13 protein-coding genes are annotated in these 13,003 nt (G+C 40.2%); 5 read left to right on the top strand and 8 right to left on the bottom strand.

The window, feature by feature from the left end:
- The first annotated feature begins 215 nt into the window (after window positions 1-215).
- Both BK009_RS07670 and BK009_RS07665 read left to right on the top strand, forming a co-directional pair.
- Window positions 216-653: a response regulator gene (locus BK009_RS07670; RefSeq protein ID WP_100909336.1), complete on the top strand. Its 438-nt coding sequence runs from the start codon at window positions 216-218 to the stop codon at window positions 651-653.
- A 51-nt stretch (window positions 654-704) separates the two neighbouring features.
- Window positions 705-2,501, top strand: coding sequence for a PAS domain S-box protein (locus tag BK009_RS07665; protein WP_100909335.1), 1,797 nt, complete (start codon window positions 705-707; stop codon window positions 2,499-2,501).
- A gap of 100 nt (window positions 2,502-2,601) precedes the next feature.
- On the opposite strand, the gene cofG is transcribed toward BK009_RS07665, so the two are convergent.
- The 6 genes from cofG to BK009_RS07635 form a co-directional block, all read right to left on the bottom strand.
- Window positions 2,602-3,666 carry a 7,8-didemethyl-8-hydroxy-5-deazariboflavin synthase subunit CofG gene (gene cofG, locus BK009_RS07660; RefSeq protein ID WP_100909334.1) on the bottom strand — a complete coding sequence of 355 codons (1,065 nt, stop codon included), beginning with the start codon at window positions 3,664-3,666 and terminating at the stop codon, window positions 2,602-2,604.
- A 110-nt stretch (window positions 3,667-3,776) separates the two neighbouring features.
- The gene (locus tag BK009_RS07655; RefSeq protein ID WP_100905560.1) at window positions 3,777-4,214 is read right to left on the bottom strand and encodes a DUF2120 domain-containing protein; all 438 of its coding nucleotides are present in this window, start codon (window positions 4,212-4,214) and stop codon (window positions 3,777-3,779) included.
- Window positions 4,214-5,164 carry a GTP cyclohydrolase MptA gene (gene mptA, locus BK009_RS07650; RefSeq protein ID WP_100905561.1) on the bottom strand — a complete coding sequence of 317 codons (951 nt, stop codon included), beginning with the start codon at window positions 5,162-5,164 and terminating at the stop codon, window positions 4,214-4,216. Before mptA ends, BK009_RS07655 begins: the two co-directional genes overlap by 1 nt.
- A 310-nt stretch (window positions 5,165-5,474) precedes the next feature.
- Window positions 5,475-6,164, bottom strand: a complete 690-nt coding sequence (locus BK009_RS07645) for a DUF2100 domain-containing protein (protein ID WP_100909333.1) — start codon at window positions 6,162-6,164, stop codon at window positions 5,475-5,477.
- Between the two features lie 116 nt (window positions 6,165-6,280).
- Window positions 6,281-7,306 (bottom strand): histone deacetylase family protein, encoded by a 1,026-nt coding sequence (locus tag BK009_RS07640; RefSeq protein WP_100909332.1) that lies wholly within the window; start codon window positions 7,304-7,306, stop codon window positions 6,281-6,283.
- A 198-nt stretch (window positions 7,307-7,504) separates the two neighbouring features.
- A complete protein-coding gene (locus BK009_RS07635; RefSeq protein ID WP_100905564.1) occupies window positions 7,505-7,987 on the bottom strand; it encodes an Lrp/AsnC family transcriptional regulator in 483 nt (160 codons plus the stop codon).
- Between the two features lie 128 nt (window positions 7,988-8,115).
- Here BK009_RS07635 and BK009_RS07630 point away from each other — a divergent pair, with 128 nt between their 5' ends.
- The gene (locus BK009_RS07630) at window positions 8,116-8,337 is read left to right on the top strand and encodes a hypothetical protein (protein ID WP_100905565.1); all 222 of its coding nucleotides are present in this window, start codon (window positions 8,116-8,118) and stop codon (window positions 8,335-8,337) included.
- Between the two features lie 329 nt (window positions 8,338-8,666).
- On the opposite strand, the gene BK009_RS07625 is transcribed toward BK009_RS07630, so the two are convergent.
- Window positions 8,667-9,215: an ArsR family transcriptional regulator gene (locus BK009_RS07625; protein WP_100905566.1), complete on the bottom strand. Its 549-nt coding sequence runs from the start codon at window positions 9,213-9,215 to the stop codon at window positions 8,667-8,669.
- 171 nt (window positions 9,216-9,386) lie between these two features.
- Between BK009_RS07625 and BK009_RS07620 the strand changes: the two genes are divergently transcribed.
- Both BK009_RS07620 and BK009_RS07615 read left to right on the top strand, forming a co-directional pair.
- Complete coding sequence (locus tag BK009_RS07620; RefSeq protein WP_236950967.1) at window positions 9,387-10,061, top strand: GltB/FmdC/FwdC-like GXGXG domain-containing protein; 675 nt, start codon at window positions 9,387-9,389, stop codon at window positions 10,059-10,061.
- Window positions 10,058-11,920, top strand: coding sequence for a glutamate synthase-related protein (locus BK009_RS07615; protein WP_100909331.1), 1,863 nt, complete (start codon window positions 10,058-10,060; stop codon window positions 11,918-11,920). Before BK009_RS07620 ends, BK009_RS07615 begins: the two co-directional genes overlap by 4 nt.
- Window positions 11,921-12,239: 319 nt before the next feature.
- Here the strand turns inward: BK009_RS07615 and BK009_RS07610 are convergent, their stop codons facing one another.
- Window positions 12,240-12,941, bottom strand: coding sequence for a DUF4013 domain-containing protein (locus tag BK009_RS07610; RefSeq protein ID WP_100905569.1), 702 nt, complete (start codon window positions 12,939-12,941; stop codon window positions 12,240-12,242).
- Window positions 12,942-13,003: the final 62 nt, after the last annotated feature.

Below are 13,003 nucleotides of genomic sequence, written 5' to 3'. Positions count from 1 at the left end.
GGGCCAATATTGTCCTGGGGAACGTTTAAATTCCAATATCATGTTTTCTAAAATATTAATTGACGACGATTTACAACCACACGGGTTGAACTTGTAACCGTAGGGGATATAATGATTTATGGTTTCCGTGTGTTTGCAAACTCTATATTTATATAAATTTCAATGTTTTCATAGTCTACCTTGGATCATCATGAGTAGTGGAGGGTTATTATTTTATGAATTTGGAAGAATTGGAAATTCTCCTGGTGGAAGATAATCCCACTGATGCTGAGCTAACCATGAGAGCTTTGAAAAGGAAAAACTTGGCAAACAGGTTAGTTTGGGTTAAGGATGGTGAAGAAGCACTTGATTTTATCTATGCTCGGGGAAAGTTTGCAGATAGGAATTCAGAAGACTTACCTCGATTGATACTCCTGGATTTACGTATGCCTAAAGTGGATGGCCTGGAGGTTCTAAAGGAAATTAAGGCCAATGAAATGACTCGAAAAATTCCAGTAGTGGTTCTGACCTCTTCACAGGAGGATCAGGATGTGGTGGAAAGCTACAAGTTAGGGGTGAATAGTTATGTAAGTAAACCAGTGGAATTCGATGATTTCCTGGAAGCCGTCTCTACCATGGGATTATACTGGATGTTAATAAACAAGCCCCCATAGGGTGTTAAAATTGGGGAGGGGAGTAAGTGTGGGAGAAATCAGGGTGATAAAGTGGGGAGTAATATTCGTATTCTAATTTTGGAAGATGTTCCATTGGATTTGGAGCTAATGGAGGCTGAACTTAGACGGGATGGTATTAATTTTCAATCACATTGTGTAGAGGAGGAAGAAGAATACCGGAAATCCATAACAGAGTTTCAACCAGATATCATACTGGCGGACCACTCCCTTCCCCACTTTGACGGTATATCTGCCATGTACATTGCTCAGGAGATCACACCAGAAACTCCATTTATTTTTGTCAGTGGGCAGATGGGTGAAGAATTCGCAGTGGAGATGCTCAAAAAAGGGGCCACAGATTACGTTCTAAAACACAACCTTTCCAAGTTAGGTCATTCTGTTAAAAGGGCTCTTAAGGAATCGGAAGAACATTTAAACAAGAAAAGGGCTGAAGAAAGGTTGGCACGAAGTGAAAAAAAATACAGGGCACTTTTTGAATTATCCCCGGATTATATGATGGTTTTGGATCCAGATGGCCACGTACTGGATATAAATCACCGGCTGGAAGAAGACAGTGGTATTTCCAGGGAGGATTTTGTTGGTAAAGATGCCAATGAAATTGCCCGGGATTTTGTGGGTGACCAATTTAACAATGGGGAAATCACGGACTATTTACGCAATCATACTGAGCCAATGGAAATAAAAATAGAGGGACATGGGGGTTTTGAATATATTGAAGTCCATCACGCACCTATTGTAAAGGAAGGGAAGATATTCGCCATTCAAATAATTGGAAGAAACATCACTAAACGTAAAACTGCTGAAAACGCTTTAATTGAGAGTAAAAAACGTTTACACGATGTGAATACCTATTTGGAGGCTATAATAAATGCTTCACCTTTTGCAATCGTTGATTTACATCTGGATGGTCGGGTGAAATCCCTCTGGAACCCAGCAGCAGAAAACATTTTCGGCTGGAAGAGAATGGAAGTTCTGGGGAAACCATTACCCTTTTTAAATGATAATAAAGGAACTATGTATGAAAATATCATGCATAACGTTCTTTCTGGTGAATTTAAATCAGATCTTGAATTAGAATGTGCAAGAAACGATGGGGAACAGATTTATACTATGATGGCCACCGCACCGCTTTTAAATGTTGATAATAACATTCAGGGGGTTATGGCCACATTTGCAGATATTAGTGATATGATCATGGCTGAAAAGCAGATTAAGGCTTCTCTGGAGGAAAAAGAAGTATTATTAAGGGAGATTCATCATCGGGTTAAAAATAATCTGCAGATAATCTCCAGTTTAATGAGCCTACAATCTGAATATACTCGGGAACCTGAAACATTGAAGATGTTCCAGGAAAGCAAGAATCGTATCCGATCTATGGCTCTTATCCATGAAAAACTGTACCAATCTGGGGATATGGCCCATATAGACTTTGGAGAATATTTGAAAAGCCTGGTGGAAATGCTTTCAACTTTCCATAAGGAAAAAAAGGATGATGTGAAGGTTCATTTAAACTGCGAAGATGTTTTCCTGGAAATAGACACAGCCATATCAATGGGGCTAATTGTTAATGAACTGGTCTCGAACTGTTTCAAGCATTCTTTTCCCCTGGATAGAAATGGTGAAGTAGAGATTAACCTTTCCAAAATGTCAGGAGGATATTTGCTGGAAGTGGCCGATGATGGGGTGGGTCTTCCTGAAGGTTTTGATCTTGAAAGCACCGGTACCCTGGGACTTCTGATTGTTCAAACCCTAACCATGCAGTTAAGAGGTTCTCTGGAGATAAAAACCGCTGATAAAACATGTTTCAGTCTTTTTTTCAAGGAATGAATTAAAATAAATTAGGATTCCTAGTTTTTACCTGTTTTTAGTGTTCCCCAAATTGAGTATTTTCCCTTAAAAATATTTTAGAATCCTTGAAGTTGTTTTTTTATATTTTTTCCTGAACAAAGGGGCTTAAAAATTCTTTGGTAACATACTGGGGATACACGGGCAATCTCTCCTCCAACTGGAAGCCCAGTTGACTGGTTAAATTCCTGAGTTCATCCAACTCGGGCCAGGGTGCTTCAGGGTTCACGTAATCCCTGGTGAGTGGTGAAACACCACCCCAGTCATCAGCCCCGGCCAGGAGAAACATCTGGGCAGTGTTCCGGTTAAGGTTAGGGGGAACCTGGACACTACAATCCGGGAATAATAACTTGGTAACTGACACCATCCGAATCATTTCCAGAAGTGAAGGTTCACTGTGGGATTCCATTTCAATACCTGGTTTAGATTTGAAATTCTGGATAATGATCTCCTGAATATGACCATATTTATCCTGAATTCTCCTGATCTCCAGGAGAGAATCCACTCTCTCTTCCACAGTCTCCCCAATACCAATTAAAAGTCCGGTTGTGAATGGTATTTTCAGTTTCCCGGCGTTTTCAATGGTTTTAATCCTTAACTGAGGATCTTTACCCGGACTCTTATGGTGGGCGGGGCTTTCCATGAGTCTAGCGCTAACATTTTCCAGCATAAGTCCCATGGAGGCGTTAACCTCCCGTAACATTTTAAGCTCACTTTTTTTAAGTACACCAGGGTTACTATGGGGCAGGAGGCTAGTCTTTTGCAGGGTTTTTTCACATAGATAGTAAAGGTATTCCAGCATATCCTTAAATCCCAGATCATTCAGGGCAGCACTGACTTGTGGTGTTTCATCAGCCTGTTCTCCAAAGGTGAAAAGTGCTTCCCGGCATTCATAACCATCTGCCTCCTGGACAGTCTTTAGAACTTCGGATGGGGGCATGACTAGAATGGCATCAGGATCTCCCGCTTCACGGCGGAAGGTGCAATAACCACAGTCGTTCCGGCAGATATTAGTCAGGGGTAAAAAAACGTTTTTAGAATAGGTTATTTTGTCTGTCTGGCGGAGTGAATTGGCTTGCATCATCAGTTGCAGAACATCAGCACCCTGCACTCTCATCAGGGAAATTAACTCTTCTTTGGATAACATTTTTATCTTTTACTGTTACCAGATTATTTTTATCTCTAAGATAATCATTCCTTTTTTTACAGGATAATCATTTCTAAGGGAAATTTAAATCTCCCATGGATTCTTTTTCATTATTCTTCCAGATAGGAAACCACCAGTTCCACAAATAGGGGCCCCACACCACTTTTATCTTTCCATAAAATAATGAATACTGCAATATCATTTAAAAGGCCCATACCATACTCGGCATGGCAGTTCATGTTTTCAAAGGATTCTTTAAGGCGATATATTCCGTATACATCACTTTCGCCATGTATATCTACCTGGGATCGGATCTGTTCATCTATTAAAGTGAAGATGTCTGCAGTTTCATCAGAAAACATATCCAGTTCTCTGGTTCCTAAATCTTTCAGAATCTGTGAGATGGTGGATTTTAATTCTTCAGGCTGGATCCTCTGGCGTGATCTTCCACGAACAATCAATAAATTGGTGGTGTCCATGGCTGCTTTTGATCCTTCAAAGGCCTCCAACTGGCCCATGATCTGTCCGGCAATTTTTTTTATTTGCATTAATTTCCTCCACCATTTGTTATTTCGGCTTTAAGTTCACCCATAGTAGCTACTTTTTCAGCGAATGCATTATGGCGATGTATACTTTCCTCGTTAACCTGTTGGACTGTTATTAGGGTGTCATCAGGTAGGTGGGAGAATTCTTTCACAATCTTCTGCACCATATTCCGCACGCAGTCTTCCACGAACATGGGACGTTCATGGGCATTAATCACCACCGCATGTTCATCGGGTCTTTTTAAGAGTTCACAGACATAAGAGCTCATGGAGTCTTCAATTATCTTGATAATGTCTTCTCCCCTGATTATCTGCTGGGCGGGTACCTCGATCATGATACTGCCCCTTCCCCGCTGGTTGTGGGATGCAAATGACACCGCTTCCAGGACTTTTGCAGTGGTTTCTTCATCTAAAAATTCCAGGAGTTTCTGTTTGGAGCTTTCTTTCACTGTTTCCTGGGCACAGGGGCATACAGTCATCCCCACTACTTCTGCTCCGATCATCTTCCGGATAACCACTCCTTCATCAGTGCGGTAGCCTATGGCATCGGCCATTATGTTTACCATTTCCTGGGTTTTGTGTTTGGTCACCGGGGACTTCTTCATGATCATGAAGTCACTCTTCATACTGACTTCAGCCCTCTTGGCATAGGTATGTTTTTCAAGGAGCAAATTCACTATCTCAGCGCACAGTGACTCTACTTCCATTGCACTGCCTTCGACAGCTTCTTCCAAGACTTCGCTAATTGCTTCTGGGTTGCGTGACATGTGGATGCCCCTTTGAGTGCTGGGCAAATCCACATAGGCGTCGAAGGTGGGTAAAAGAACTATGGGTCTTTTACTTTCCCTTTCTATCTTTAAGAGTTTTTTGACCCCTTTGACCCCTACTCTGGTGAGGTGCACGGGGATGGTAGGTAACTTTTCCTGGGTATCTGGTAAACACGGTGGTTCCATTTTTTTTCACCCTGAGTTCTATAAATGTATTTTTGTGTAATGAAAAAACATAAAAAACAAGTCTTAATTTTTTTTATCTTTTTCCAAGGATTTTTAATTGAAGTTTTTGAAATGATTTTTTTTATCATGTAGGTGATGGTTTCGTTCTGATATTCCCTACTTTTTTGGGGAATTTTACATAATTTTACACGGTCTTAATTTTGTTATTAATTATGGAACATAAAAAGAGTTATGGTTTGATTTTTTCATTAGATGATTACCTATGATCACCAACCACTGGTTAATGGATAAAGGAAAGGATAAATGAAAATTATGGATTATATTCTTTTTCCAGAGCTTTTCGGAATTCAAGGATGGATGTATTTTTTAAACTATCCCTGATCATCACCCGGGCTCCGTAAAGATTTTCAGCCCGTTTTGCCATGATTTCTCCGGATTTGTCATTTTCAACCACTACTAACATCTCTTGGGTGTCAAACTGATCCATTTTACGAATAATATCATTTTTAACATGTGATATTTTCTTTTTTACAGGTTCAAGGGCTGTTTCCGGAAGTTTAGGGTTAAGAACACGCATGTCTTCAGTTTCTAGGGGAACTCCGGCCACAACTATTCTCTGGGCTTCTACTCCCCAGCGGGTTATAATCTTCTTGAAGTTTCCCTTACTGGTGAGTATGATGAATTTTTCTGAAAGCCTTTTAACTTCTTCTTCAATATTTTTCTTTTCTAAAACACCAAATTCAGCCAGGATATCATCAATTTTGTTCCGGATATCTATTAAATTGCTGCAAAATTCTTTAGCATCTTCCTGGAGGAGTTTATGGGTGGGTCTGCTGGAGTAAACAAATTCTTCAGTTCCTATAACCTGGTTTATAATTTCTGCATAGGCAACTGGATCAAGAGTGCCTTCGCGGGGATTTTTTAATTTCTCAGTACCTTTTTTTGATTTCCCTGATTCTAAAAGAAGTGATTGGGCCTGTTTGAACCTAATTTTATCCATTTTTATTATCTCCTCAAAACTCATAAAGTGCCGTATAAACCTATTTTTAAGTGCCGGTATAAATCTATTTTTCATTCTTCAATTCTTTTTTAAATCTATATTTTGGTTTTTGATAATTAAAATGTGAAAAATGGTGAAAATGTGTTTTGGATTCTTCTAAATATTTTTCTGGTTTCATTTTTCACCACCATCTTCCCTGGTGGTTGCCATTCTTCATGGGTCTCCTTGTCCTTTAATACTTTTATCATTTTCAGGTTTGAGCGGGCCATGGCATCGGTGCTGTAACCACCCTCCAGTATCAGAACCATCTGGCTGGTTAGATTCTTCATGTGATTGGCTATCCATGGATAGAAATCATCATCCAATTGGAGACTGGAAAGGGGATCTTCCTGATGACCATCAAAGCCTACATCCAGGAAATAGAAGTCTGCTTTGAATTTTCTTAAAACTGGTTCTATGATTTTTTCCAGTATGTAAATATAATTGGAAGTAGTTGAACCGGGGGTCATGGGTATGTTGAGATTGAAACCCTCTCCCATTCCACTCCCAGTTTCTTCAACAAATCCTTTTCCAGGGAAAATAGTGCGTGGGTCCTGATGTATGGATATGTAAAGAACGTTAGGGTCCTGGTAATATATTTCTGCAGTCCCATTACCATAGTGGGCGTCAAAATCCACTATCATGAATTTTCTAAGACCATACTCATCTCGCATGTACTCAAGGGCCACTGCCAGATTGTTAATTAAACAGAAACCCATGGCCTTACTTGCAGTGGCATGATGGCCCGGTGGTCGTGCCAGGGAATAGGCAAAATCATAACCATCGAAAACTAACTTAGAAGCAGTAATTGCACCACCTGCTGCTAGTTTAGCAATTTCATAGCTTTTAGGGGAAGCATAAGTGTCAAAATCAATGTAGCCCCCACCACTTCCAATAAAATCCTTTAAACTTTTCAAATAGGTGTTACTGTGCACTTTGAGGATATCCTCATCACAGGCAGGCTTTGGTTGGTGGATATCTAGTTCTTCCATTTCACCTTTTTCTCTAAGGTAGTTAATCATCACTTCCAGCCTTTGTTGATTTTCAGGATGGGATCCAGTTTGATGGTTTGCGTATTCTGGGGAGTTAACCAGGGAAATCACGCTAAGGCCTCCATTAGATGGATTAATTGATTAATCGTCTTTATTTACAACCACTTTCATAGATAACAGTTACTTTCATAGATAACAGTACTTTCATAGATAACAGTTTTATAGATTATTTATATGCTAACCAAAGACATCAATAATGTGATGGTTAATTGGAATCATTTTCCTGCTTTTTTGACCAGATCAAATTCATCACAGCATTTTACTTGAACTTAGGTCTTCTTTTACAATGTTAAGTACGGTTTGGGTGTATGTTCTCTGGACATCAGGTTCTTTGAGCAATCCTTTTATGAACTGGTCCAGTTCGCTGGTGTCTTTGAATCGGGCAACCAATATGGCATCGAATTCTCCAGTAACATCGTACATGCAGAGGACGTTTTTATGGTAGGCAGTGCGATCTTCCCAGTTTTCCAGCACCCCTCCCTTTACTCTTACTCCAATAATGGTGGTGAGGTTGTAACCCAGTTTGCTGTGGTCAATGACTGGTGTGAATTTCTGGATTACACCGTTTTTCGTGAGTTTTTCCATACGATTATGCACTGTACCAATGGAAACATCGAGACGCTTTGCTATTTTCCTATAAGACATTCTACCGTCTTGGTTGAACAAATTAATAATTTCTCGGTCTACATCGTCTATTCCCACGATTTCATTATGTTTTTCATTTTCTTTCATCACATTCACCGCTTAGATAAACATTGTTTATATTCTATGGGTATATGCTATTATTTATTGTACATTTTTCAAATATTGGTGCAAATAATTTAAATACAAGTTTGGACAAGTTATTATTAGGTGATCAAATGCCTTTGTTGAATGAAGAAACAATAAAAATGCGGTATATTGCACTGGTGAAGAAGGGAATAATTGATGATGAGGAATGTCGATCCTATACTCAAAAGATGGATTTTGAGCCGTGTATGATGAAGAAGGTTCAAAAATTTGAGGACTATTTTGTCCCAGGAACTGTTCTTTTAAGTGATAAGGCAAGTTACAAGTTAAGAATTGAATATCCAATGGAATAATAACATCATTTAGTTTTTCTTCGGTTAAGGACATGATAACTCCATAATCATCATAGGTTATTTATCTGACTGAAAATTATATCTTCATCATATTATTTTATTTTTATCTTTTTTCCACTTTAACTAAATCATTGTTCAACATGGTGTATTGATCAGTGATTGAAATTTTATTTAAGGTAGATTGTTCTGCATATCATATATTATTATAATCAATGTAAATACAAGAATTTCAGGCATAATCCGAATATAATAAAAATTAAGACATAATTGTTTAGATTCCTATTTTAATAAATGGGTGGTTTAGGGAGTTTTTGTTTGGAAATATGGTTTTAGGTCATGGCCATTTTCCCGGCATCAGTTATGCTGTACTTTTCCATTGAAGGAGATCTTTTAACCAGTCCCAGGTCTATCAGTCCGTTCAAATGTTTGTAAACCATTGCTCTGGATATCCCAACTTTTTTACCAATCTCAACAGCTGTAAAATCATTCTGGATAAGTGTTTCCATTATTTTAAGACGGGTCTTGGATATTTTCAATTGAAATGGTGGGAGTCTAACTACCTTCTCCGAAAAACAGGTGAAAATTCCGGATACTTCTTCTTTGTTAGCTGCAAAGTTTAAAATAGGGCCAATATCTCCTGAACCAAAGGCTACATAAACATCCCCATGTACTTTAGCCCCTCTTATAATCTCTAAAATCCGATTCAATGCATCATGGGGATCTTCGGTATCAATTCTAATTTCGCCTCCCTTTAGGAAAGAGTCCAATTCTGTTTTTCGATGTTTCCCATAATGTAAGATAATTAGCCCTTCTGGTTGGGTTTTCATAGAGGCATTAAAGAGGCATTGTCCTCTTAAGTTGGTAATCAGGGTTTTCATACAAGTTCACCTATTTTTTTTAGTGACAAAATCAATTTCATCATTATAACTATTGTCTCAATTTATTATATAACAGTATACCTTGAAGGTTACACGAAAGGTAAACTATATAATATAATCTTGATTTAGTACCCTCAATGAGCAATACATGGGGGAATTTGAACGAGTACATTGGAAACCATAAAAGCAGAAAACTACACAACCCGACAGTTGAACATTGAAATTAAAAAAGCACTATCTGAAGAAAAAAATAATTTAACCCTGGAAAATCCGGGTAAACTGGATTCAATTGCAGTAGGACTGGGTCCTGGAGCAGAAATCACCCTAAATGGCGATGTGGGAGATTTCGTGGCGGCACTGAATAACGGGGCCTCCATAGAAATACAGGGAAATGTTGGTCGCTACGTGGGTGACAACATGACCTCCGGGGAGATCATTATAAAGGGTTCCGCTGAGGAAGGAGTTGGATTCGGAACCTACAACGGCACCATAGTTGTTTACGGAGATGCTGGGGATGCAGTGGGTCAGCTAAACAAAGGAGGAATCCTGATAATAGATGGTAATATGGGCAAGCTCGCTGGACTCTACATGCTCAGTGGAGATATAATAGTCACAGGAGATGCAGGAGAGGATACTGGTGACTGGATGATCGGAGGAAACATATACGTTGCTGGAAACTACGAGACTGGTACCAATGCTGCAGTGAGAGAACTGGATAACCAGGACCAGGATAAACTATCATCACTACTCCAAAAATACAACATTGATGCCCCGGTAAAAGATTTCATTAAGATTGGGCCTCAGGAGTTAAGGCCATTTTATGGTAAAGAGGAGGCATCCAAATGAAACAAATCCTTCTAACTGATCCTGACAAATGTGACGGATGTAAAGAATGTATCGAAGCCTGTGCCAAGGTAAACGGGGAAAGTGGTATTTTCCTACATAAAATGACTGAAGGTTACCAGACCATTGTCTGCCAGCAGTGCATAAACCCTTCATGTCTCAAGGGCTGCTTTAGAGATGCAATCTACCGTGAAGATGGTGTAGTGAAGATTGACCAGGATCTCTGTGTAGGCTGCCGCCTCTGCATGTTAATGTGCCCCATAGGAAGCATCACACACACTGAAGATAAGATGCTCAAATGTGAGCAGCAGTGCATGGCATCTGGAGAAGAACAGCCTGCCTGTGTTAAGGCCTGTGAACAGAATTGCCTGGGTGTGGTGGATATTAAAGATTTCGCCACCGGTCTGCAGCAGAACTTTGAAATGGATAACTCCCTAGGATCATCATCAATCCGTCCATTATCTCCATCTGGAGAACTGGCCATGTCAACCGAAGGCCTTTGTGTTTTCTGTGGGACCTGTGAAATTGTCTGCCCTACTAATGCCATTAAAATTGTGGACAGCCATGCAGAAATTGATAAAAGCAAGTGTATAATGTGCGGGTCATGTACAGCCGCGTGTCCGGTGCTTATACCAACTGGGGCCGGGAGTATATGGGATCCCCGAACAATTGCTGACATACGTTACACTTCTAAAGCAGGTAAGTATGTTCTTAGAGGTTTCGGTACAGAAAGAAGACTTCCTAGCCTGGATGATATCATAATACTCCCTGGACAAGCTTCTGTGTCTCCAGTGGACAAATACAGGGAGGCCTGTAACACCAAGGTTGTCCTGGGATCCAGGTACGCTGAGAACCCTCTGGAACTGGAAACACCAGTACTCATTGCAGGAATGTCTTTCGGAGCACTCTCTGAGGAATGTAAAGTAGCTATGGCCAAGGGATCCGCACTGGTTGGCTCCTGTGCCAACACCGGTGAAGGAGGAATGCTCCCCCGAGAAAGAGAATGCGCAGATAAACTCATGGTCCAATACTCCTCTGGTCGCTTCGGAGTTTCAGCAGACTACCTCAATGTGGGAGATGCCATAGAAGTTAAAATTGGTCAGGGGGCCAAACCAGGTATGGGGGGACACTTATTAGCCGAGAAGGTAAGTCCTAAGGTTGCTGAGATTAGGGGAATCCCTCTGGGAACTGATGCACTCAGCCCGGCCCGATTCCTGGATGCCACCAGGCCGGGAGATTTGGGTAAACACATCGAACTCATCCGTGAAGTCACTGACTGGCAGGTGCCTATTGTGGTTAAATTAGGTCCTGGACGGGTGAAAGATGATGTACAACTGGTTGCCGAAGCAGGTGCTGATGTGATATCTGTGGATGGGATGGAAGGAGGAACCGGCGCCGCACCGGAAGTGGTTATTGAACACACTGGAATCCCCACCCTCGCCGCACTGATGGAAGCAGTTCGCGGACTGGAAGAAATCGGTATGAAAGACACCGTGGACCTCATCATCACTGGCGGAATCAGAAGTGGAGCAGATGTGGCCAAATCAATGGCCCTAGGTGCAGATGCAGTGTACATTGGAACTGGGGCTATGATCGCCATGGGATGCCGGGCCTGCCGTATGTGTTACACTGGTAAGTGTCCGGTTGGAGTCGCCACCCAGGATCCGATACTCTGCGAACGTTTGGATGTGGATCTAGCTGCCATGCGCGTGGCCAACTACATTAAGTCCATGACTGAAGAAACCAAAATGCTGGCCCAGCTTGCTGGTCACAATGATATCCGCAAGTTCTCACCAGATGACCTGCGAGCCCTCAACAGTGACACTGCCAAGATAACTGGTCTTAGGCTGACTGGATTATAACAAGGACCAATAAACGAATTCCCTCAGGAAACAAGTATTTTAGAGGGAATTATTATTTTATTTTTTTCAAATGCTTTTTTTATCTTAAAATAAATCATTAAAACTTTAAATATACTTAAATGTAATTTTAACCTATTTCAGTAATGAAATTAGAGGTATATCATTAATTTGGATAGTAATGGTGGAAATAGGGATGTATTTTAGTTTATTGGATTAGGGATTGAAAAATTCAGAATTAGTAGTTCCAGAGTTAAATTAATATTAAAAAAATCATCATAAACTAATCTTTAAAAAATAAAAAAAGGGAAATGGGGTTTGTTTATTCAACAGATTCCATTTCTACACTTGATCCGAAGAGCAAAGCCAGGGATCTTGCGGAGAACATGTACAAGTATGGGTAGATCACTAGAATGGCGATTACAGTTCCTATGATTGGGATTATGTTCAGGAGACCTGCAATTATTCCACCGATCATGGCGACGATTATCATCACAATATACCATACAATGTATTTGCCCCATCCGATCATGGATATTTGCTCAAGGATTTCACTGAATCGGAATGCTGCTCCAAATTCACCGTTATTCAGGGCCATGTTGGCAATGGCAATGGATGCGATTAATCCTAGGATTATGGCTAGGATAATTCCAATAATTGCGGTTCCGCCCATGAGCCCCATGAATAAGGCAGGGTTGGCCATATTACCTGCGTCAGTCACAGATAAGCTGGCGAGTGAAGCCCACATTCCAATAAAGATTACTATCGCTGGGATCAAAAAGTATACAAACTGTACTACAAATATTTTCAAACCGTCTATTAACATATCTCCCCATTCATCAAAGTCAGGGAGTTCGTCAAAACCGGCAATGGAACCTTTTAAAATTCTGAAAAAGTATCCCATTACTAGGAAGACTGGAATTATTAAAAAGCTTATAAGGAACAGAATTCCATATATTAATACTTTTTTCCAGTCCTGAGACGGGTAACTAAGGGAATTAGAAATAATTTCTCCAATATCCATGTTTATACCTCCATTTTTGGGTATCTATTATTATGTTTCTTTTCTTATAAAAAGATAATGCG

It is taken from the genome of Methanobacterium subterraneum, from assembly GCF_002813695.1.
Lineage (GTDB): Archaea > Methanobacteriota > Methanobacteria > Methanobacteriales > Methanobacteriaceae > Methanobacterium > Methanobacterium subterraneum.
Note: the sequence above shows the minus strand (reverse complement) of the source record. Positions and strands in the feature narration are given on the sequence as shown.

What these genes read in the sequence shown, in the direction of transcription:
- BK009_RS07670 (WP_100909336.1), top strand. Translation starts at nt 216, where the DNA reads ATGAATTTGGAAGAATTGGAAATTCTCCTGGTGGAAGATAATCCCACT.
- BK009_RS07615 (WP_100909331.1), top strand. Translation starts at nt 10,058, where the DNA reads ATGAAACAAATCCTTCTAACTGATCCTGACAAATGTGACGGATGTAAA.
- BK009_RS07645 (WP_100909333.1), bottom strand. Translation starts at nt 6,164, where the DNA reads ATGGATAAAATTAGGTTCAAACAGGCCCAATCACTTCTTTTAGAATCA.
- cofG (WP_100909334.1), bottom strand. Translation starts at nt 3,666, where the DNA reads ATGTTATCCAAAGAAGAGTTAATTTCCCTGATGAGAGTGCAGGGTGCT.
- BK009_RS07610 (WP_100905569.1), bottom strand. Translation starts at nt 12,941, where the DNA reads ATGGATATTGGAGAAATTATTTCTAATTCCCTTAGTTACCCGTCTCAG.
- mptA (WP_100905561.1), bottom strand. Translation starts at nt 5,164, where the DNA reads ATGGAACCACCGTGTTTACCAGATACCCAGGAAAAGTTACCTACCATC.
- BK009_RS07625 (WP_100905566.1), bottom strand. Translation starts at nt 9,215, where the DNA reads ATGAAAACCCTGATTACCAACTTAAGAGGACAATGCCTCTTTAATGCC.
- BK009_RS07635 (WP_100905564.1), bottom strand. Translation starts at nt 7,987, where the DNA reads ATGAAAGAAAATGAAAAACATAATGAAATCGTGGGAATAGACGATGTA.
- BK009_RS07655 (WP_100905560.1), bottom strand. Translation starts at nt 4,214, where the DNA reads ATGCAAATAAAAAAAATTGCCGGACAGATCATGGGCCAGTTGGAGGCC.
- BK009_RS07630 (WP_100905565.1), top strand. Translation starts at nt 8,116, where the DNA reads ATGCCTTTGTTGAATGAAGAAACAATAAAAATGCGGTATATTGCACTG.